The sequence below is a fragment of the Pseudomonas sp. ADAK2 TE3594 genome (assembly GCF_053628675.1).
Map to the genome: position 1 here is coordinate 4,694,389 of NZ_JBRJGV010000001.1, position 20,653 is coordinate 4,715,041.

The following is a 20,653-nucleotide window of genomic DNA, read 5'->3' on the forward strand; positions in this document are numbered from 1 at the left end:
CGTATTGCAGCACTTATCGCCCGTGACGGCTCAACCATTGCCCGGCCAGTACCCGTGCTTTCGCATCAGCCGTAAACACTGCCTCGAGATCGTCTACCGCAACCACAGGCTCGAGGTTCAACACTTCCTCGATAATACTCGCGATTTCCAGGTAGCGAACCCGTCCGTCGAGAAAGGCCGCCACAGCCACCTCATTCGCGGCATTGAGCATGGCCGGCGCGCTGTTGCCAGCCTCGGCGGCTTGACGCGCAAGGCGCAGGCAAGGGAAACGCTCTTCATCGGGCGCCTGGAAATCCAGGCGAGCAATGGCAAACAGATCCAGCGGCGCAACACCCGAGTCAATCCGCTCCGGCCAGGCCAGGGCATTGGCAATCGGCGTGCGCATGTCCGGATTGCCCAACTGCGCCAATACTGAACCATCGATGTAGTCGACCAGCGAATGAATCACGCTCTGCGGGTGAATCACCACTTCGACCTGAGAAGGGGTAGCGTCGAACAGCCAGCAAGCCTCGATCAGCTCGAGCCCTTTGTTCATCATGCTGGCCGAATCCACCGAAATCTTGCGCCCCATGGACCAATTCGGGTGGGCACACGCTTGCTCGGGAGTAACATGCGCCAGTTCGGCCATGGGTGTCTGCCGGAACGGGCCGCCAGAGGCTGTCAGTAAAATCCGACGCACACCGACCGCGCCAAGTCCACGGGCGAAATCCTGTGGCATGCACTGGAAAATCGCGTTGTGCTCGCTGTCGATCGGCAGCAGCACCGAACCGCTTTTGCGCACCGCCTGCATGAACAGCGCACCGGACATCACCAGCGCTTCTTTATTGGCCAGAAGAATCTTCTTGCCGGCCTCGACCGCCGCCAGGGTCGGACGCAAGCCCGCTGCACCGACAATAGCCGCCATCACCGCATCGACTTCCGGATCGGAAGCGACCTGACACAGGCCCTCTTCCCCCACCAGAACGCGGGTCGACAGACCGGCCGCGTGCAAATCGTCCTGCAAGCCCCGGGCAGCGCCAGATTCCGGCACGACGGCGAAGCGCGGCGAATGACGCACGCACAGCGCCAGCAACTCACTCAAGCGAGTGAAACCGCTCAAGGCGAAAACCTGATAACGCTCGGGATGACGGGCAATGACGTCGAGGGTGCTCAGACCAATCGAACCGGTCGCTCCCAGCACGGTAATCTGTTGTGGGCGGCTCACGGTGCCGCCATCCACAGCAGCACGGCGAATACCGGAATCGCCGCCGTCAGGCTATCGATGCGGTCCAGCACGCCGCCGTGACCGGGCAGCAGATTACTGCTGTCCTTGATCCCCGACTGGCGCTTGAACATGCTTTCGGTGAGGTCGCCCACGACCGAAATGAATACGATAATTGCGGCACCGAACAGCCCCATCAACATCTGAGCGAAACTCCAGTCCCGCACAAAGCCGACGATTGCCGTGATCACCAGACTCAGCAGCAAGCCGCCGTACACGCCTTCCCAACTCTTGCCAGGGCTGACCTGCGGCGCCAGCTTGCGCTTGCCGAAGGCACGACCGGAAAAGTACGCACCGATATCAGCCCCCCAGACCAGCACCATCACCGCCATGATCAGCCAGTTACCCAAGGGCTCCTGCTTGATCAAAACCAGACCTTGCCAGGCCGGCAACAGAATCAACAAACCGATCACCAGCTTGCAGGCTGCGCTAGCCCAGTGTTCGCTGGACCGGGGATAGGTCAGCACCAGATACGTGGCCACGCCCCACCAGAGCACCGAAGCGCCCAATACCCAAGGCGCGAGCCCCGGCACGATATGCATGACAAACAGCGCCAACGCGACCACAGCCGCATAGGCAACGCGAATCGACTGAGCCGCGAAACCTGCCAGGCGCGCCCACTCCCACGCCCCGAGCGTCACCACCAGCCCGATGAACAGCGCAAAACCGGACCCTTCGAGCAGGAAAAACCCGCACAGGGCAATCGGCAGCAAGATCAGCGCCGTGATGATTCGTTGTTTAAGCATTAAACCCGGGCTCCAGCCTCGACCTGCTCGCTCGTTTTACCGAAGCGACGCTGGCGAGAAGCGAAATCGGCTAGCGCATTGCGCATGGCGTCGTGTTTGAAGTCCGGCCAGAACAGGTCGGAGAAGTACAACTCGGCATAAGCCAGTTGCCACAGCAGGAAGTTGCTGATGCGATGCTCGCCACCGGTACGGATGCACAAGTCCGGCAACGGCAGATCACCGGTCGCCAGACAGGTTTGCAACAGCTCGGGGGTAATGTCCTCCGGACGCAGATGTCCGGCCTGAACCTCTCGGGCCAGACGCTGCGCGGCTTGCGCGATATCCCACTGACCGCCATAGTTGGCGGCGATCTGCAGGACAAAGCGATTGGCACCGACAGTCATCGCCTCGGCTTCGCGCATGGCGGCCTGAAGCTCCGGATGAAAACGCGAACGGTCACCAATGATGCGCAAGCTGATGTTGTTGTCGTTGAGGCGCTTGGCCTCGCGACGCAATGCCTTGAAGAACAGATCCATCAAGGCACTGACCTCATCGGCCGGGCGCTGCCAGTTCTCGCTGGAGAAGGCGAACAGGGTCAGTACTTCAACCTTGGCCTCGGCACACACCTCGATGACCGCACGCACTGCGTCCACACCCGCTTTATGCCCGGCGACACCCGGCATAAAGCGTTTTTTCGCCCAGCGATTATTACCATCCATGATGATCGCGACATGGCGCGGCACCGCGGACGGCGCAGTCTGCTTTGTCTTATCCATTAAAACGTGACCCTTATACGGCCATCAGGTCTTTTTCTTTCTGCGCCAAATTCGCGTCGATTTCAGCCACGTACTTTTTGGTCAGATCATCAATCTCGCCAGTAGCGCGACGCTCTTCGTCTTCGCTGATTTCCTTTTCCTTGACCAGATCCTTGAGCTGGCTGTTCGCGTCACGACGGATGTTGCGCACCGCAACACGGGCATCTTCAGCGACATCGCGAGCCTGCTTGGTGAAGCCCTTGCGGGTTTCTTCGGTCAGGGCCGGCATGGAAATCAGCAGCAACTCACCCAGGTTGGTCGGGTTGAGGTTCAGACCAGCACTGCCGATGGCTTTGTCGACGGCACCCAGCATGTTGCGCTCAAAGGCAACCACTTGCAGGGTACGGGCGTCTTTAACAGTGATGTTCGCCACTTGCTTGATCGGAGTGTCGGAGCCGTAGTACGGAACCATCACGCCTTCCAGAATGCTCGGGTGCGCCTGGCCCGTACGAATACGGCCGAAATTGTGCGCCAGCGATTCCACGGATTTTTTCATGCGCTCTTGAGCGTCTTTCTTGATTTCGTTGATCATTGTTGGCCTTCCTCGATCAGGGTCCCTTCAGCGCCGCCGTGTACGATGTTCAGCAGGGCGCCGGGCTTGTTCATGTTAAATACGCGCAACGGCATCTTGTGGTCGCGACACAGGCAAATGGCCGTCAGATCCATCACACCCAGCTTGCGATCCAGTACTTCATCGTAGGTCAGATGATCGAACTTCTCGGCATGCGGGTCTTTGAATGGATCAGCTGTGTAAACGCCATCGACCTTGGTTGCCTTGAGCACGACGTCAGCGTCGATTTCGATTGCACGCAAGCAGGCTGCCGAATCCGTGGTGAAGAACGGATTACCAGTACCGGCCGCAAAAATCACGACTTCCTTGGCGTTCAGGTGGCGCATGGCTTTGCGGCGATCGTAGTGATCGGTCACGCCAACCATGGAAATGGCCGACATCACGATGGCCGAGATATTGGCACGTTCCAGCGCATCGCGCATGGCCAAGGCGTTCATCACAGTGGCCAGCATGCCCATGTGGTCGCCAGTCACCCGATCCATGCCCGCCGCGCTGAGCGCCGCGCCGCGGAACAGGTTGCCGCCACCGATCACCAGACCGACCTGAACACCGATGCCGACCAGTTGGCCAACTTCCAGCGCCATGCGATCCAGAACTTTCGGATCGATCCCGAACTCTTCCGAGCCCATCAGGGCCTCGCCGCTAAGCTTGAGTAGAATGCGTTTATAGCGAGCCTGATAACCACTGCCCTGCTGAGCCATTGCGAATCTCTCCTGCGGCGTATTTTAAAAATTCTTTGCGGGCTGTTTGCAGCCTGCGTTCACTCTAGCTTGACGCTATCACAGCGCCATCGGAACACGGCTTTGTAAGCCAGTTCCGACGAGAAGCCAAATAAATTGGCATCCCCATCTGAAAAGAGGCTGCGCGCGTGAGCGGGCAGCCTCTTCAGGGCGACAGTTAAAAAACCGTCTTATTGCTTGGCAGCAGCCAGCTGGGCAGCAACTTCTTCAGCGAAGTTGTCGACCGGCTTCTCGATGCCTTCGCCTACTTTGAAGTAGGTGAAGGAAACGATTTCAGCACCAGCTTTCTTGGCCAGCTCGCCCACCTTGATTTCAGGGTTCTTGACGAACGCCTGCTCAACCAGGCTCGCTTCAGCCAGGAACTTGCTGATACGGCCTTTGACCATGTTTTCAACGATGTTTTCTGGCTTGCCAGCGATCTTGTCAGCGTTGAGGGTCAGGAACACGCCCTTCTCACGCTCAACCGCTTCAGCGGAAACTTCCGATGGCAGCAGGAATTCAGGGTTGGTGGCCGCTACGTGCATAGCGATGTCTTTGGCCAATTCAACAGTGCCGCCTTTCAGGACAACTGCAACACCGATCTTGTTGCCGTGCAGGTAACCACCAACAACGTCACCTTCAACGCGTACCAGACGACGGATGTTGACGTTTTCGCCAACCTTGCCGACCAGAATCAGGCGATCGGCTTCTTGAGCTTCGATCAGCGGAGCAACGTCAGTCAGTTTGTCAGCGAACGCTTTTTCAACGCTTGCAGCAACAAATGCCTTGAAGTCGTCCTGCAGAGCCAGGAAGTCGGTCTGCGAGTTCACTTCCAGCAGAACGGCGGATTTGCCGTCTTCCTTCAGAGCGATCGCGCCTTCAGCAGCCACGTTGCCAGCTTTCTTGGCAGCCTTGATGGCGCCCGAAGCACGCATGTCATCAATGGCTTTTTCGATGTCGCCGCCAGCCTTGGTCAAGGCCTTTTTGCAATCCATCATGCCTTCGCCGGTACGCTCGCGCAGTTCTTTGACCAACGCTGCAGTAATCTCTGCCATTTTCAAATTCCTCTTGGATAGGTTTTCAACCATTCCACCCGATCGAACGGGCGTTCAATTCTTCCCGAACCACCCTTGTTAGCCGCTGCACGTTACAGATGCTGTAGCTGCGCTGCCGACAAATGGTTTTCGAGGTGGCAAAAAGGGGGCCAAGCCCCCTTTTTGCTTACTGAGTCAACGCCAGGGCGTCAGTTACTCAGCTGCAGCTGCCGGAGCTTCTTCAACGAACTGCTCGGTGCCGCCAGCAACGTGGTTGCGACCGCGGATAACAGCGTCAGCCATCGAACCCATGTACAGCTGGATAGCGCGGATTGCGTCATCGTTGCCTGGGATGATGTAGTCAACGCCTTCCGGGCTACTGTTGGTATCGACTACGCCGATAACCGGGATGCCCAGCTTGTTGGCTTCGGTGATCGCGATGCGCTCGTGATCAACGTCGATAACGAACAGAGCGTCTGGCAGACCGCCCATGTCCTTGATACCACCCAGGGAACGATCCAGCTTCTCAAGATCGCGAGTGCGCATCAGCGCTTCTTTCTTGGTCAGCTTGGCGAAAGTACCGTCTTCGGCTTGCACTTCAAGGTCACGCAGACGCTTGATGGAAGCACGGATGGTTTTGAAGTTGGTCAGCATGCCGCCCAACCAGCGGTGATCGACGTACGGCGAACCGCAACGTGCTGCTTCTTCAGCAACGATCTTGCCAGCGGAACGCTTGGTGCCGACGAACAGAATCTTGTTTTTGCCCTGGGCCAGACGCTCTACGAAAGTCAGAGCTTCGTTGAACATTGGCAGGGTTTTTTCAAGGTTGATAATGTGGATCTTGTTACGCGCGCCGAAAATGTATTTACCCATTTTCGGGTTCCAGTAACGGGTCTGGTGACCGAAGTGCACACCGGCCTTCAGCATATCGCGCATGTTGACTTGGGACATGATAGTTCCTTAATAAGTCGGGTTTGGCCTCCACGTATCCCAATGACCAACCAGCAGCATCAGCTGAAGGCACCCAGGTCATCGTGTCGACACGTGTGTGGATTTAAGCTTTTCAGGGTATCCCCGGAAAGCGGCGCATTTTATACCATAAGGCAGAAAAAAACGGAACCCGAATTCTGAAAACCTGGGGAATGCTTTTGGCCCCGCCTTGGAATCCCCCCAGAATGCGCCATCCTATAGAGTGAAGCGATGCACAGAGGCTCAGATTTGCGCTGATCGTCTGGTAGAATCGCGTTTTTCAGGGCCGCGATGATTGTTCGCGCAATGCCCATTTCGTTTTAGAAGGCGCCATTGAGCGCAGAGAGAGCCTGTATGACCGTCACCCTCAAAACCCCAGAGGACATCGCAAAAATGCGGATCGCCGGCAAATTGGCCGCCGATGTGCTGGAAATGATTGCCGATTATGTCAAACCGGGTGTCACCACCGAAGAGCTGGACCGCATCTGCCACGACTATATCGTCAATGAGCAGAAAGCCATCCCTGCCCCGCTCAACTACAAGGGCTTCCCGAAGTCGATCTGCACCTCGATCAACCACGTGGTCTGCCACGGCATCCCGAACGAAAAACCGTTGAAGGATGGCGACACGCTGAACATCGACGTCACCGTGATCAAGGACGGTTACCACGGCGACACCAGCCGCATGTTCCACGTAGGTTCCGTTCCGGTCTGGGCCGAGCGTCTGTCCCAGGTGACTCAGGAATGCATGTACAAGGCCATCGAACTGGTCAAACCCGGCTGCCGCCTGGGCGATATCGGTGAAGTGATCCAGAAGCACGCGGAAAAGAACGGCTTCTCGGTGGTTCGCGAGTTTTGCGGTCATGGCATCGGCAAGGTGTTCCACGAAGAACCGCAGATCCTGCACTACGGCCGCGCCGGCACCGGCATGGAACTGAAAGCCGGCATGACCTTCACCATCGAGCCGATGATCAACCAGGGCAAGGCCGACACCAAGGTGTTGGGCGACGGCTGGACCGCCATCACCAAGGATCGCAAGCTGTCGGCACAATGGGAACACACCCTGCTGGTGACCGAAACCGGTTACGAGATCTTCACCCTGCGCAGCGACGATACCATCGCGCGCGTTTCGGCCTGATCCCGCTCGCTCCGTTCCCAGCCTTATAGAAAGGAAAGCCAATCGATGCCGCAGGTGGATCCCGAACTCTTCGACCGCGGCCAGTTCCAGGCTGAACTGGCCCTGAAGGCAAGCCCTATTGCTGCTTTCAAGAAGGCGATCCGCCAAGCCCGCGAGGTGCTCGACGAGCGGTTTCGCAGTGGCCGGGATATTCGCCGGCTGATCGAGGATCGCGCCTGGTTTATCGACAACATCCTGCAACAAGCCTGGGAACAGTTTAACTGGAGCGAAGATGCCGATATCGCCCTGGTAGCGGTCGGCGGCTACGGTCGCGGCGAGCTACACCCCTATTCCGACATCGATCTGCTGATTTTGCTGGACAGCGCCGATCACGAAATTTTTCGGGATTCCATCGAACGTTTTCTGACGTTGCTGTGGGACATCGGCCTGGAAGTCGGCCAGAGCGTTCGTTCGGTGGACGAATGCGCCGTCGAGGCCCGTGCCGACCTGACGGTCGTCACCAATCTGATGGAAAGCCGCACCATTTGCGGCCCCGAGCGGCTGCGCCAGCGCATGCTGGATGTCACCAGCACCGCGCACATGTGGCCGAGCAAGGAGTTCTTCCTGGCCAAGCGCGCCGAGCAAAAGGCTCGTCACCACAAATACAACGACACTGAATACAACCTGGAACCCAACGTCAAAGGCTCCCCCGGTGGCCTTCGGGATATTCAGACGATTCTCTGGGTGGCCCGTCGCGAATACGGCACCCTGAACCTGCGGGCCCTGGCGGGCGAAGGCTTCCTGGTGGAGAGCGAAAACGCCCTGCTGGCCTCCTCCCAGGAGTTTCTGTGGAAGGTACGTTATGCCCTGCACATGCTCGCCGGCCGTTCCGAAGACCGCCTGCTGTTCGATCACCAGCGCTCGATTGCCGGGCTGCTGGGTTTCGCAGGCAACGATGCCAAGCAAGCCATCGAAAACTTCATGCAGCAGTACTACCGGGTGGTCATGAGCATTGCCCAGCTCAGCGACCTGATCATCCAGCACTTCGAAGAAGTGATCCTGGCGCCCGAAGACGAAGCACCACCACAACCGATCAATTCGCGGTTCCAGCTGCATGACGGCTACATCGAGGCGCGTAGCGACAACGTGTTCCGCCGTACGCCATTCGCCATGCTCGAGATCTTTGTGCTGATGGCCCAGCAACCGGAGATCAAAGGCGTACGCGCCGATACCATCCGCCTGCTGCGCGAGAATCGTCATCTGATCGATGACGACTTCCGCAACGATATTCGTAATACCAGCCTGTTCATCGAGCTCTTCAAGTGCAAGATCGGCATCCACCGCAATCTGCGGCGGATGAACCGTTACGGCATCCTTGGGCGCTATCTGCCGGAGTTCGGTTTCATTGTCGGGCAGATGCAGCATGACCTGTTTCACATCTATACGGTCGACGCGCATACCCTGAACCTGATCAAGCACCTGCGTAAGCTGCAGTACACCCAGGTGTCGGAAAAATTCCCGCTGGCCAGCAAGCTCATGGCCAAACTGCCCAAACCCGAACTGATTTACCTGGCCGGTCTGTACCACGACATCGGCAAGGGCCGGCATGGCGATCATTCGGAAATCGGCGCCGTGGATGCCGAAGCCTTTTGCCAGCGCCACCAGTTGCCGATCTGGGACAGCCGCCTGATCGTGTGGCTGGTGCAGAATCATCTGGTGATGTCGACCACGGCCCAGCGCAAGGACCTGTCCGACCCGCATGTGATCCACGATTTCGCGCAGACCGTCGGCGATGAAACCCGCCTCGATTATCTGTACGTGCTGACCGTTGCAGACATCAACGCAACCAACCCGACGCTGTGGAACTCCTGGCGCGCGAGCCTGTTGCGTCAGCTCTACACGGAGACCAAGCGCGCCTTGCGTCGTGGCCTGGAAAACCCGGTGGATCGCGAAGAGCAGATCCGCCAGACCCAAAGCGCGGCGCTGGACATCCTGGTACGCGGCGGCAACGATCCGGACGATGTCGAGCAGCTCTGGGCGCAATTGGGCGATGACTATTTCCTGCGCCACACCGCCGGCGACGTGGCCTGGCACACTGATGCGATTTTGCAGCAGCCGGCCGACGGCGGCCCGCTGGTGCTGATCAAGGAAACCACCCAGCGCGAGTTCGAGGGCGGTACGCAGATCTTCATCTATGCACCGGACCAGCACGACTTTTTCGCCGTGACCGTAGCGGCGATGGACCAGCTCAACCTGAACATTCACGACGCCCGGGTCATCACCTCGAGCAGCCAGTTCACTCTCGACACCTATATCGTGCTCGACACCGATGGCGACTCGATCGGTGACAACCCGGCACGGGTCAAACAGATCCGCGAAGGCCTGACCGAAGCCCTGCGCAATCCGGACGACTATCCGACGATCATTCAGCGTCGGGTGCCGCGCCAGCTCAAGCATTTCGCGTTTGCGCCACAGGTGACGATCCACAACGATGCCCAGCGTCCGGTGACCGTGCTGGAGCTCAGTGCGCCTGACCGCCCTGGGCTGCTGGCGCGGATCGGCACGATCTTCCTCGAGTTCGATCTGTCGCTGCAGAACGCCAAGATCGCTACTTTGGGCGAGCGCGTGGAAGACGTGTTTTTCATTACCGATGCGAACAATCAGCCGCTATCCGACCCGTTGCTGTGCAGCCGTTTGCAGGATGCAATCGTCGAACAGCTGAGCGTCAGTCAGGAACCCGATATCAAACTTTCGCGCATCAGCATCTGAATTAATAACTTTCCCCCTGTGGGTATGGACTTCCTGTGGACAGGCGGCTTGTTGTGGCAAGGGGTCTTGCCCCCTCACCACAACAAGCCCCCTGCACCACATTAGCCCTCCCACATTGAACGAGGCCCCCATGAACAACGCTCTGAACCAGTTGCAGCCCTACCCGTTCGAAAAGCTCCGCGCCCTGCTCGGCAGCGTCACGCCAAACCCGGACAAACGCGCCATTGCGTTATCCATCGGCGAACCGAAGCACCGTTCGCCGAGCTTCGTCGCCGAAGCGCTGGCGAGCAATCTGGATCAGATGGCCGTGTACCCGACCACCCTCGGCATCCCGGCCTTGCGTGAAGCCATCGCCGCCTGGTGCGAACGCCGCTTCAGCGTCCCGAACGGCTGGCTCGACCCGGCGCGCAACGTGCTGCCGGTCAATGGCACTCGCGAAGCGCTGTTCGCGTTCACCCAGACCGTAGTCAACCGTGGCGAAGACGCGCTGGTGGTCAGCCCGAATCCGTTCTATCAGATCTACGAAGGCGCGGCGTTCCTTGCTGGAGCCAAGCCGCATTACCTGCCGTGCCTGGATGAAAACGGCTTCAACCCGGATTTCGACGCTGTTTCGCCGGACATCTGGAAGCGCTGCCAGATCCTGTTCCTGTGCTCGCCGGGCAACCCGACCGGCGCCCTGATCCCGGTCGATACCCTGAAAAAGCTGATCGCCCTGGCCGACGAATACGACTTCGTGATCGCCGCGGACGAATGCTACAGCGAACTGTACTTCGACGAACAAACCCCACCAGCCGGCCTGCTCAGCGCCTGTGTGGAACTGGGCCGCAAGGACTTCAAACGCTGCGTGGTTTTCCACAGCCTGTCCAAGCGCTCCAACCTGCCAGGCCTGCGCTCCGGCTTCGTGGCGGGCGACGCCGACATTCTCAAGGGCTTCCTGCTGTACCGCACCTATCACGGCTGCGCGATGCCGGTTCAGACCCAACTGGCCAGCGTGGCCGCGTGGAACGATGAAGTGCATGTACGGGCCAACCGCGCGCTGTATCGCGAGAAATACGATGCGGTGCTGGAGATTCTCAGCCCAGTGATGGATGTACAGCGCCCGGACGGTGGTTTCTACCTGTGGCCAAATGTGAATGGTGATGACGCAGCGTTCTGCCGTGACCTGTTCGAACAGGAACACGTGACCGTGGTGCCGGGCTCCTACCTGTCCCGCGAAGTCGATGGCATCAACCCCGGCGCCGGGCGCGTGCGCATGGCGCTGGTAGCGCCGCTGGCTGAATGTGTAGAAGCGGCCGAACGCATCCGCGCGTTCATTACCCGACGCAAGTAACTATTCCCGTCCCGCCCGCGCTGTGCAATGCAGTGCGGGTGGTTCATAACAAAAAGTTAAAACTTTCTATTCCCATACAACCCGCACTAATTAAGCGTCTTTTAACGCCCCCCTGACTCCCTCATTCGCAAGCATCAACTCTGCCATCCGACCAACGCTCGATATCTAACTTACCCCCACTAAAACAACTACCACCGTTACAACAGCATACACTCACTGCATTTACCAACACTTCACCCGTCGCTAGCATTCAAAAACGCCGCACTTATTTTCCAGACCAAGAAAAACAGGAAGTCGGCGCAACTATTAAAACTTCTTAAGCAGAGTAACAGATTATGCAAATCATCCAGGCATGCACAGGAATCTTGAGTGTTGACGCACAGCATTCCCGAGACACCGCAATCACCGAGAACCCCGACAACGAAACGAGCACATCTCATCCAGAGAGCAAAAGTCACAACCGATTCTGGGCACAAAACCGAACGCTGGATATCTCTATAACCAGCAACTTCCCTAGTTTCAAGGAACTGATTAAAGAATCCATTTTGACCTGGGCCCCGCACATCAATCTGACCCTGCGCTTTGTCGAGGGAAATGAAGGCGTCATTCGAATCACTGACACTCCCGACGCGCTCGAACGCAACGGACATTGGTCGGCCCTAGGCACCGATGCGCTTCTGATTCCCTCTCACGTGCCGACGATGCAAATTCACCGTCGACTACGTGAGAGCGCTCCTGGGCCGACGATCCTGCATATGTTCGGACACGCGCTTGGACTGGAGCACGCGCATCAGCACCCGGACGCGAATATTGATTGGAATCTCCCCAACCTTTACAAAGGCTATGGCGAAATCGGCTATTCGCAAAATCAGGTTTTGGAATACATTCTTCCCAAGCAGAGAAGTGCCTACACGCAACTCGTCCCTTACGACAAATTTTCGATCATGCACTTCCCATTCCCAAGGGAAGTCATTTTTAACGATATCGAATACGGCTACTGCGGCGAACTGTCCGACGGCGACATCAAAGCAATCAGTGCGATCTATCCAGTCGCCTCTTGATTCATTGACCTACTGCAACATTCATATTTAGCCATCCATTTTTCTGCTCAACCATTGATTCGAGCATGAAAAACATCCCCATAAGAGCCCCCATGACACTTATTAATATTTGCGCTGGCGTTCCCGGCGTAGACCCACAACTTTCGTATCAAACCGCTGCCAGTGAAGATCGGGCAAACACAGGAAGCACTGGCGGACGATCCAAAAGAAGCATTGGCAATCATTCTAAATTCTGGGCCCAACGTCGAACTATCGATGTTGCCTTTCTAAGTTCCAACCTGGAGTTCATAGCGTTTGCCAAAGAAGAGATCAGCGATTGGACACCCCACATCAACCTCACCATCAGGTTCGTCGAGGGCACCCAAGGCGATATCAGGATCTCCGACAGTACCGAACTGACAGGACACTGGTCATACATTGGTACCGACGCGCTGACTGCGCCAGCAGACAAACCGACCCTGCACATTGATCTCACGACCATGGAAATGCCGTGGCATGTGGCCATGTTGCATGAATTCGGTCATGCCCTTGGCCTGGAACACGAGCATCAACACCCTGAGGCCAACATCGATTGGAACACGCCTAAGGTGTATGAGGCCTTTGAAAATGCCGGGCACTCAAAAGACACTATCTATCGCAACATCTTTAGAACACTGGAACTCACGGACAAGCAAATCAGCCCCTACGACAAGAAATCCATCATGCATTACCACTTCCCTGCCGAGCTGATATGGGATGGAACCGACTACCCTATGAACAAGAAACTGTCTGAAAAAGACATCAGTTTCATCAGCTCTATCTACCCGCGAAACACTGACCCGATACCGAGCTGAGCCGGCTGGATCGACCTCACCTACATCAAGCTCACCACTACTTCTCGCAGCACGTCATCACCCATCGGGTGATGACGACTGAGGCTGTACCAGGCCAGGCGTTGCGTCCGTAGCGCTTTCAAGCGCACACAATCGACAGCATTGAAGTGCCATATTAGCCGCCTAGACTGCAGGCTGGACCGTTGCACCAATGCCGCATGAAACAGCGAATAACCAAGACGAAAAGACAAACCCGACCACAGCCGACGCGAAACCGTTCGGTCATGGCATAATCCGTCACCTTTTATTTTCAGCACCTGCAAAGGGGGCAATTCCTTGACCGCTTCAAGCAAAACGTTGCACCTTTTCGGCATCAAAGCCTGCGACACCATGAAAAAGGCGCGCACCTGGCTCGATGAACACGCTGTCAGCTATGACTTTCATGATTACAAAACGGTCGGAATCGACCGTGAACACCTGAGCCAATGGTGCGACGAGCACGGCTGGCAAGTGGTGTTGAACCGTGCAGGCACGACCTTTCGCAAGCTCGACGACGAACGCAAAGCCGATCTCGACCAGCGCAAAGCCATCGAACTGATGCTCGCACAACCTTCGATGATCAAGCGCCCGGTGCTCGATCTCGGTGACCGAACCCTGATTGGCTTCAAGCCAGATATCTACGCGGCAGCGCTCAAGTAAGGCAGCCCGTTCCATTTTGTTAGAGGTATCAACATGTCCACTACCCTGTTCAGCCTGGCCTTTGGTGTCGGCACTCAAAACCGTCAAGGCGCATGGCTGGAAGTGTTTTACGCGCAGCCACTGCTCAACCCGTCGGCCGAACTGGTCGCCGCCATTGCGCCGGTTCTGGGCTACACCGAAGGCAATCAGGCCATCGCCTTCAGCACCGCTCAGGCGTCCCAACTGGCCGAAGCGCTGAAAAGCGTCGACGCTGCACAAGCGGCACTGCTGACCCGTCTGGCCGAGAGCCACAAGCCGCTGGTCGCCACGCTGCTGGCCGAAGATGCACAGCTGAGCTCCACGCCTGAGGCTTACCTCAAGCTGCACCTGCTGTCCCATCGCCTGGTCAAGCCGCACGGCCTGAACCTGGCCGGGATCTTCCCGTTGCTGCCGAACGTGGCCTGGACCAGCCAGGGCGCGATCGACCTGGCCGAACTGGCCGAGCATCAACTGGAAGCCCGTCTGCGCGGCGAGTTGCTGGAAGTGTTCTCGGTGGACAAGTTCCCGAAAATGACCGACTACGTGGTACCGGCCGGCGTGCGTATCGCTGACGCGGCACGTATTCGCCTGGGCGCTTACGTGGGCGAAGGCACCACCGTCATGCACGAAGGTTTCGTCAACTTCAACGCCGGAACCGAAGGCCCGGGCATGATCGAAGGCCGTGTGTCGGCGGGCGTTTTCGTTGGCAAGGGTTCGGACCTGGGCGGCGGCTGCTCGACGATGGGCACCCTGTCGGGTGGCGGCAATATCGTGATCAAGGTCGGCGAAGGCTGTCTGATCGGTGCCAACGCCGGTATCGGTATCCCGTTGGGCGATCGCAACACCGTTGAGTCGGGCCTGTACGTGACCGCTGGTACTAAAGTGGCGCTGCTGGACGAAAACAACAAACTGGTCAAAGTCGTGAAGGCGCGTGAACTGGCCGGTCAACCTGACCTGCTGTTCCGTCGCAATTCGGAGACCGGTGCCGTGGAATGCAAAACCCACAAATCGGCCATCGAATTGAACGAAGCGCTGCACGCTCACAACTAAGCAGAGCGTCAAACGATCACCTGAACTTGTAGGAGCGAGGCTTGCCCGCGAAGCTTTTGGCGCCAGTAATGACGCCTTCGCGAGCAAGCTTCGCTCCTACACAGGTCCGGCGTAGACCCGACCATCAGGTCAGGCGTACACCCCGCCCATGTTCACCAGGGCCCGATAGCATGATGATTCCCTCTCCCTGGCGCGCCGATTTTCCGGCCATCGCCGCCCTGCAACGGCAAGACCAGACTTATCTGGACAACGCCGCCACCACGCAAAAACCTCAAGCCCTGCTGGATGCCCTGGCGCATTACTACGCCAACGGCGCGGCCAACGTGCATCGGGCGCAACACTTGCCCGGCGCCCATGCCACCCAGGCGTTCGAAGACAGCCGCAGCAAAGTCGCGCAATGGCTCAATGCCGGCGATTGCGGGCAGATCATCTTTACCCACGGCGCGACGTCCGCGCTGAACCTCCTGGCCTATGGCCTGGAACACGTATTCAATCCGGGCGATGAAATTGTCATCAGCGCTCTGGAGCATCACGCCAACCTGTTGCCGTGGCAGCAACTGGCCCACCGTCGCGACTTGAAACTGGTCATTCTGCCGCTGAATGTCGACGGCTTGATTGACCTTGAAGCCGCCGCTCGCCTGATCGGTCCGCGTACCCGTTTGCTGGCGGTCAGTCAGCTGTCCAACGTGCTCGGCGCCTGGCAGCCTTTGCCCGCGTTACTGGCGATGGCCAAAGCGCACAACGCGCTGACCGTGGTCGACGGCGCTCAAGGCGTGGTCCATGGTCGGCATGACGTGCAAGCATTGGGCTGCGACTTCTATGTGTTTTCCAGCCACAAGCTCTACGGCCCGGATGGCCTGGGTGCGCTGTTCGGTCGTCATGAAGCGCTGCAGCAACTGCGTCCGTGGCAGTTCGGCGGCGAAATGGTGCTGGATGCCAACTACCACGACGCACGCTTTCGTCCTGCGCCGCTGGGGTTCGAGGCTGGTACGCCACCGATTTCCAGCGTGATTGGCCTGGGGGCGACCCTGGATTATCTGGCCGGGCTGGATCAGGACGCCGTGTCCGCCCATGAAGCGGCGCTGCACGACTATTTGCTCAAAGGCCTTGAAGCGCGCAACGGCATTCGTCTGCTGGGCAAGCCGCAACTGGCACTGGCCAGTTTTGTCGTCGAGGGTGTGCATAACGCTGATCTGGCGCATTTGCTGACCGAACAGGGAATCGCCGTACGCGCCGGTCATCATTGCGCCATGCCGTTGCTCAAAAGCTTTGAACTGGCCGGGGCGATTCGGGTGTCGTTGGCGTTGTACAACGACTCCGAAGATCTTGAGCGCTTTTTTGAAGCACTGGATCAGGCCCTGGAGTTGTTGCGATGACCTTGCCCGCCGATGCCATCACCGCGCTGGATACTTTTCAGAAGGCTGCGAGCTGGGAGCAGCGGGCGCGGTTGCTGATGCAATGGGGTGACCGTCTGCCGCCGTTGAGCGATGTGGATAAAGTCGAGGCCAACCGCGTGCATGGCTGTGAAAGCCAGGTCTGGCTGGTCGGTGCGCTGCAGGACGGTCATTGGCAATTCAGCGCCAGCAGCGATGCGCGCTTGATTCGCGGGTTGGTGGCGCTGCTGCTGGCACGGGTCAACGGGTTGTCCGCAGTTGAGTTGCAGCGGGTGGATTTGGCGGATTGGTTCAATCAGCTGGGGCTGGGTCGCCAGTTGTCCCAGTCCCGCAGTAATGGCCTGAATGCCGTGTTACAGAAGATGCGGGAGTTGTCTACGCCCCCGTAGGAGCGAGGCTTGCCCGCGAAGGCGTTTTATCTGTCACACCGCCTTCGCGGGCAAGCCTCGCTCCTACAAGGGATGGTGTTTCAAACCTCCGGCTTGATGCGATCGGCGGGGCGCCGCACACCCGCCACAATCTTATCCACAGCCTTGGTCGCCGCGACCATGCCGAATGTCGCCGTCACCATCATCACCGCGCCAAAGCCCCCGGCGCAGTCGAGCTTCACGCCATCACCGACAAAACTCTTCTGCAAACAAATGCTGCCGTCCGGTTTCGGGTAGCGCAGTTGCTCGGTGGAAAACACGCACGGGACGCTGTAGTGGCGGGTCACGGTGCGGGAGAAACCATAATCGCGGCGTAACGTGGAGCGCACTTTCGAGGCCAACGGATCGTTGAATGTGCGGTTCAGGTCGCAGACCTGGATCAGTGTCGGGTCAATCTGCCCGCCCGCGCCGCCGGTGGTGATGATCTGGATCTTGCGACGCTTGCACCAGGCAATCAGCGCGGCTTTGGCGTTGACGCTGTCGATGCAGTCAATCACGCAATCGATGTTCGGCGTGATGTACTCGGCCATGGTTTCACGGGTGACGAAATCCGCCACTGCGTGCACCGTGCAGTCCGGGTTGATCCCGCGCAAGCGCTCGGCCATCACCTCGACCTTGGGCTTGCCGACGGTGCTGTCCAGCGCATGCAGTTGACGGTTGACGTTGCTGGCACAAACATCGTCCAGGTCGAACAGCGAAATTTCGCCCACGCCACACCGGGCGACAGCTTCCGCCGCCCAAGAACCGACGCCACCGACGCCGACGATCGCCACATGGGCCGCGCGCAAGCGCTCAAGGCCTTCGATGCCATACAAGCGGGCAATGCCAGCAAACCGCGGATCTTCTGTACTCATGACCATTACCCCAAAAACCGGCGCGCATTATAGGGCTGTCGGCGGCCAAGAGCATCTTTGGGCTATGAACGGCGGTCTCGATTGCTTCAACTGACTACAAATTTATTGGAATTGGGTTATACCGCCCCGGTCAAAGAACTTAAGTCGACTTGGATTGCCCAACGTCCGGCATTTCCCTGTCCGCTGTACGGTCAGTGAACGCCCAGTGTAGGATGCGCGCCCCCGCCCCTTGGCAGCCGGCCGCCGACCGTTCCTTCGTTCAGTAGCCCCTGGAACCTGAAATAGCTATGTCATCGCGTAAATTTGGACTCAACCTGGTCGTGGTTCTAGCAATCGCCGCCTTGTTCACCGGTTTCTGGGCGCTGGTCAATCGCCCGGTCACCGCCCCCAACTGGCCTGAGCAGATCTCCGGCTTTTCGTACTCGCCGTTTCAACAAGGCCAGTACCCGCAAAAAGCCCAGTACCCGACCGACGATGAAATGCGTCGCGACCTGGAGATCATGAGCAAGCTGACGGACAACATCCGGACCTACTCGGTCGACGGCACGCTGGAGAACATCCCCAAACTGGCGGAAGAATTCGGCCTGCGGGTAACCTTGGGTATCTGGATCAGCCCGGACGAAGAGCGCAATGAGCGCGAGATCACCCGCGCCATCGAAATCGCCAATTCCTCGCGCAGCGTAGTTCGCGTGATTGTCGGTAACGAGGCGATCTTCCGTAAGGAAATCACCGCGGCGGAGCTTAGCCTGATCCTGGATCGCGTCCGCGCGGCCGTAAAGGTTCCGGTCACCACCTCTGAGCAGTGGCACGTCTGGGAAGAAAACCCGAGCCTGGCCAAGCACGTCGACCTGATCGCGGCTCACGTCCTGCCCTACTGGGAGTTCGTTCCGGTGGACAAGGCCGGCCAGTTCGTTCTCGACCGCGCCCGTGATCTGAAAAAGATGTTCCCGAAAAAACCGCTGCTGCTCTCCGAGGTCGGCTGGCCGAGCAATGGCCGCATGCGCGGTGGCGCCGATGCGTCGCCGGCGGACCAGGCGATTTACCTGCGCACGTTGGTCAACAAGCTCAACCGCCAAGGCTTCAACTACTTCGTGATCGAAGCGTTCGACCAACCGTGGAAAGCCAGCGACGAAGGTTCGGTGGGCGCGTACTGGGGCGTGTTCAACGCCGCACGCCAGCAGAAATTCAACTTCGAAGGCCCGGTCGTCGCGATCCCGCAATGGCGCGTATTGGCTATCGGCTCCGTAGTGCTGGCACTGCTGTCCCTGACCCTGCTGATGATTGACGGCTCGGCCCTGCGTCAACGCGGCCGCACCTTCCTGACCTTTATCGCGTTCCTCTGTGGTTCGGTATTGGTGTGGATCGGTTATGACTACAGCCAGCAATACAGCACCTGGTTCAGCCTGACGGTGGGCTTCTTGCTCGCCCTCGGTGCACTCGGGGTGTTTATCGTTCTGCTGACCGAAGCCCACGAACTGGCCGAAGCGGTCTGGACCCACAAACGCCGGCGCGAATTCCTGCCCGTGGTGGGTGATTCGGACTACCGACCGAAAGTGTCGATTCACGTCCCTTGCTACAACGAGCCGCCGGAGATGGTCAAACAGACCCTCAACGCCCTGGCCAACCTCGACTATCCGGACTTCGAAGTCCTGATCATCGACAACAACACCAAAGACCCGGCGGTCTGGGAACCGGTGCGCGATTATTGCGAAACCCTCGGCCCGCGCTTCAAGTTCTTCCACGTGGCACCGTTGGCCGGTTTCAAGGGTGGCGCGCTGAATTACCTGATTCCGCACACCGCCAAGGACGCCGAAGTGATTGCCGTGATCGACTCGGACTACTGCGTCGACCCGAATTGGCTCAAGCACATGGTGCCGCACTTCGCCGACCCGAAAATCGCCGTGGTGCAGTCGCCACAGGATTACCGCGACCAGAACGAAAGCACCTTCAAGAAGCTCTGCTACGCGGAATACAAAGGCTTCTTCCACATCGGCATGGTCACCCGCAACGACCGTGACGCGATCATCCAGCACGGCACCATGACCATGACCCGGCGCTCGGTGCTCGAGGAACTGGGCTGGGCCGACTGGTGCATCTGTGAAGACGCCGAGTTGGGTCTGCGCGTGTTCGAAAAAGGCCTGTCGGCGGCGTATTACCACGACAGCTACGGCAAAGGGCTGATGCCCGATACCTTTATCGACTTCAAGAAACAGCGTTTCCGCTGGGCCTACGGAGCGATTCAGATCATCAAGCGTCACACCGCCAGCCTGCTGCGCGGCAAGGACACCGAACTGACCCGTGGCCAGCGTTACCACTTCCTCGCGGGCTGGTTGCCGTGGGTGGCGGACGGCATGAACATCTTCTTCACCGTCGGCGCGCTGTTGTGGTCGGCAGCGATGATCATCGTGCCGCAACGGGTCGATCCGCCGTTGTTGATTTTCGCGATCCCGCCATTGGCGCTGTTCGTGTTCAAGGTCGGCAAGATCATCTTCCTGTACCGCCGTGCGGTCGGGGTCAACCTCAAGGATGCGTTCTGCGCGGCATTGGCAGGGCTGGCGTTGTCGCACACCATCGCCAAAGCGGTGTTGTACGGTTTCTTCACCAGCAGCATTCCGTTCTTCCGTACCCCGAAAAATGCCGATAACCACGGCTTCTGGGTAGCCATTTCGGAAGCGCGTGAAGAGATGTTCATCATGCTGCTGTTGTGGGGCGCGGCGCTGGGGATCTTCCTGGTGCAGGGCCTGCCGAGCAACGACATGCGCTTCTGGGTGACCATGTTGCTGGTGCAGTCGCTGCCATACCTGGCGGCGCTGATCATGGCGTTCCTGTCGTCGCTGCCCAAACCGGTAGCTGAAGCCACGACCGCACCGGCTGTCTAAATCAGTACAGATGCACTAAACGGCGGCCAATGGCCGCCGTTTTGCTTTAAGATAACCGCCATTTTGCGCGCCTGCCTCAATTCCTGTAGGAGCGAGGCTTGCCCGCGAATGAAGCGACTCGGTGTAACAGATGCACCTCATTATCGTTC

18 protein-coding genes are annotated in these 20,653 nt (G+C 58.4%); 10 read left to right on the plus strand and 8 right to left on the minus strand.

Features of this window, described 5'->3' with window-relative positions; translation table 11 throughout:
• Positions 1–13 precede the first annotated feature (13 nt).
• The 7 genes from ispC to rpsB all read right to left on the minus strand — a co-directional run bounded on the left by ispC (position 14) and on the right by rpsB (position 6,076).
• Positions 14–1,204: a 1-deoxy-D-xylulose-5-phosphate reductoisomerase gene (gene ispC, locus AB7M22_RS20925; protein ID WP_008015047.1), complete on the minus strand. Its 1,191-nt coding sequence runs from the start codon at positions 1,202–1,204 to the stop codon at positions 14–16.
• Complete coding sequence (locus AB7M22_RS20930; protein WP_454187663.1) at positions 1,201–2,007, minus strand: phosphatidate cytidylyltransferase; 807 nt, start codon at positions 2,005–2,007, stop codon at positions 1,201–1,203. Before AB7M22_RS20930 ends, ispC begins: the two co-directional genes overlap by 4 nt.
• Entirely contained in the window at positions 2,007–2,762 is a 756-nt protein-coding gene (gene uppS / locus AB7M22_RS20935; protein ID WP_008015050.1) for a polyprenyl diphosphate synthase, read from the minus strand. Before uppS ends, AB7M22_RS20930 begins: the two co-directional genes overlap by 1 nt.
• Positions 2,763–2,775: 13 nt before the next feature.
• Positions 2,776–3,333: a ribosome recycling factor gene (frr, locus tag AB7M22_RS20940; RefSeq protein WP_007907979.1), complete on the minus strand. Its 558-nt coding sequence runs from the start codon at positions 3,331–3,333 to the stop codon at positions 2,776–2,778.
• Positions 3,330–4,073, minus strand: coding sequence for a UMP kinase (pyrH, locus tag AB7M22_RS20945; protein WP_003172271.1), 744 nt, complete (start codon positions 4,071–4,073; stop codon positions 3,330–3,332). The genes frr and pyrH overlap by 4 nt, the downstream gene beginning before the upstream one ends.
• A gap of 209 nt (positions 4,074–4,282) precedes the next feature.
• Positions 4,283–5,146: a translation elongation factor Ts gene (tsf, locus tag AB7M22_RS20950; protein WP_007907988.1), complete on the minus strand. Its 864-nt coding sequence runs from the start codon at positions 5,144–5,146 to the stop codon at positions 4,283–4,285.
• 192 nt (positions 5,147–5,338) lie between these two features.
• Positions 5,339–6,076: a 30S ribosomal protein S2 gene (gene rpsB / locus AB7M22_RS20955; protein ID WP_007907989.1), complete on the minus strand. Its 738-nt coding sequence runs from the start codon at positions 6,074–6,076 to the stop codon at positions 5,339–5,341.
• 372 nt (positions 6,077–6,448) lie between these two features.
• On the opposite strand from rpsB, the gene map reads away from it, so the two are divergent.
• The 9 genes from map to AB7M22_RS21000 all read left to right on the plus strand — a co-directional run bounded on the left by map (position 6,449) and on the right by AB7M22_RS21000 (position 16,732).
• The gene (map, locus tag AB7M22_RS20960; RefSeq protein ID WP_007907990.1) at positions 6,449–7,231 is read left to right on the plus strand and encodes a type I methionyl aminopeptidase; all 783 of its coding nucleotides are present in this window, start codon (positions 6,449–6,451) and stop codon (positions 7,229–7,231) included.
• Positions 7,232–7,276: 45 nt separating this feature from the next.
• The gene (locus tag AB7M22_RS20965) at positions 7,277–9,979 is read left to right on the plus strand and encodes a [protein-PII] uridylyltransferase (protein ID WP_008015051.1); all 2,703 of its coding nucleotides are present in this window, start codon (positions 7,277–7,279) and stop codon (positions 9,977–9,979) included.
• 130 nt (positions 9,980–10,109) lie between these two features.
• Positions 10,110–11,309 (plus strand): succinyldiaminopimelate transaminase, encoded by a 1,200-nt coding sequence (gene dapC, locus AB7M22_RS20970; RefSeq protein ID WP_454187664.1) that lies wholly within the window; start codon positions 10,110–10,112, stop codon positions 11,307–11,309.
• Positions 11,310–11,644: 335 nt separating this feature from the next.
• Entirely contained in the window at positions 11,645–12,370 is a 726-nt protein-coding gene (locus AB7M22_RS20975) for a hypothetical protein (protein WP_454187665.1), read from the plus strand.
• Positions 12,371–12,462: 92 nt separating this feature from the next.
• On the plus strand, positions 12,463–13,203 hold the full coding sequence (locus tag AB7M22_RS20980; protein WP_454187666.1) for a M12 family metallopeptidase: 741 nt from the start codon (positions 12,463–12,465) through the stop codon (positions 13,201–13,203).
• A gap of 315 nt (positions 13,204–13,518) precedes the next feature.
• On the plus strand, positions 13,519–13,881 hold the full coding sequence (locus tag AB7M22_RS20985; protein ID WP_007907995.1) for an ArsC family reductase: 363 nt from the start codon (positions 13,519–13,521) through the stop codon (positions 13,879–13,881).
• A gap of 33 nt (positions 13,882–13,914) precedes the next feature.
• On the plus strand, positions 13,915–14,949 hold the full coding sequence (gene dapD / locus AB7M22_RS20990; RefSeq protein ID WP_007908005.1) for a 2,3,4,5-tetrahydropyridine-2,6-dicarboxylate N-succinyltransferase: 1,035 nt from the start codon (positions 13,915–13,917) through the stop codon (positions 14,947–14,949).
• 170 nt (positions 14,950–15,119) lie between these two features.
• Positions 15,120–16,325: an aminotransferase class V-fold PLP-dependent enzyme gene (locus AB7M22_RS20995; RefSeq protein ID WP_454187667.1), complete on the plus strand. Its 1,206-nt coding sequence runs from the start codon at positions 15,120–15,122 to the stop codon at positions 16,323–16,325.
• Positions 16,322–16,732, plus strand: coding sequence for a SufE family protein (locus AB7M22_RS21000; RefSeq protein WP_454187668.1), 411 nt, complete (start codon positions 16,322–16,324; stop codon positions 16,730–16,732). The genes AB7M22_RS20995 and AB7M22_RS21000 overlap by 4 nt, the downstream gene beginning before the upstream one ends.
• An 80-nt stretch (positions 16,733–16,812) precedes the next feature.
• Here AB7M22_RS21000 and tcdA read toward each other — a convergent pair whose 3' ends face one another.
• Positions 16,813–17,625, minus strand: coding sequence for a tRNA cyclic N6-threonylcarbamoyladenosine(37) synthase TcdA (tcdA, locus tag AB7M22_RS21005; protein ID WP_454187669.1), 813 nt, complete (start codon positions 17,623–17,625; stop codon positions 16,813–16,815).
• A 287-nt stretch (positions 17,626–17,912) separates the two neighbouring features.
• On the opposite strand from tcdA, the gene AB7M22_RS21010 reads away from it, so the two are divergent.
• The gene (locus AB7M22_RS21010; protein WP_007897143.1) at positions 17,913–20,504 is read left to right on the plus strand and encodes a glycosyltransferase; all 2,592 of its coding nucleotides are present in this window, start codon (positions 17,913–17,915) and stop codon (positions 20,502–20,504) included.
• Positions 20,505–20,653: the final 149 nt, after the last annotated feature.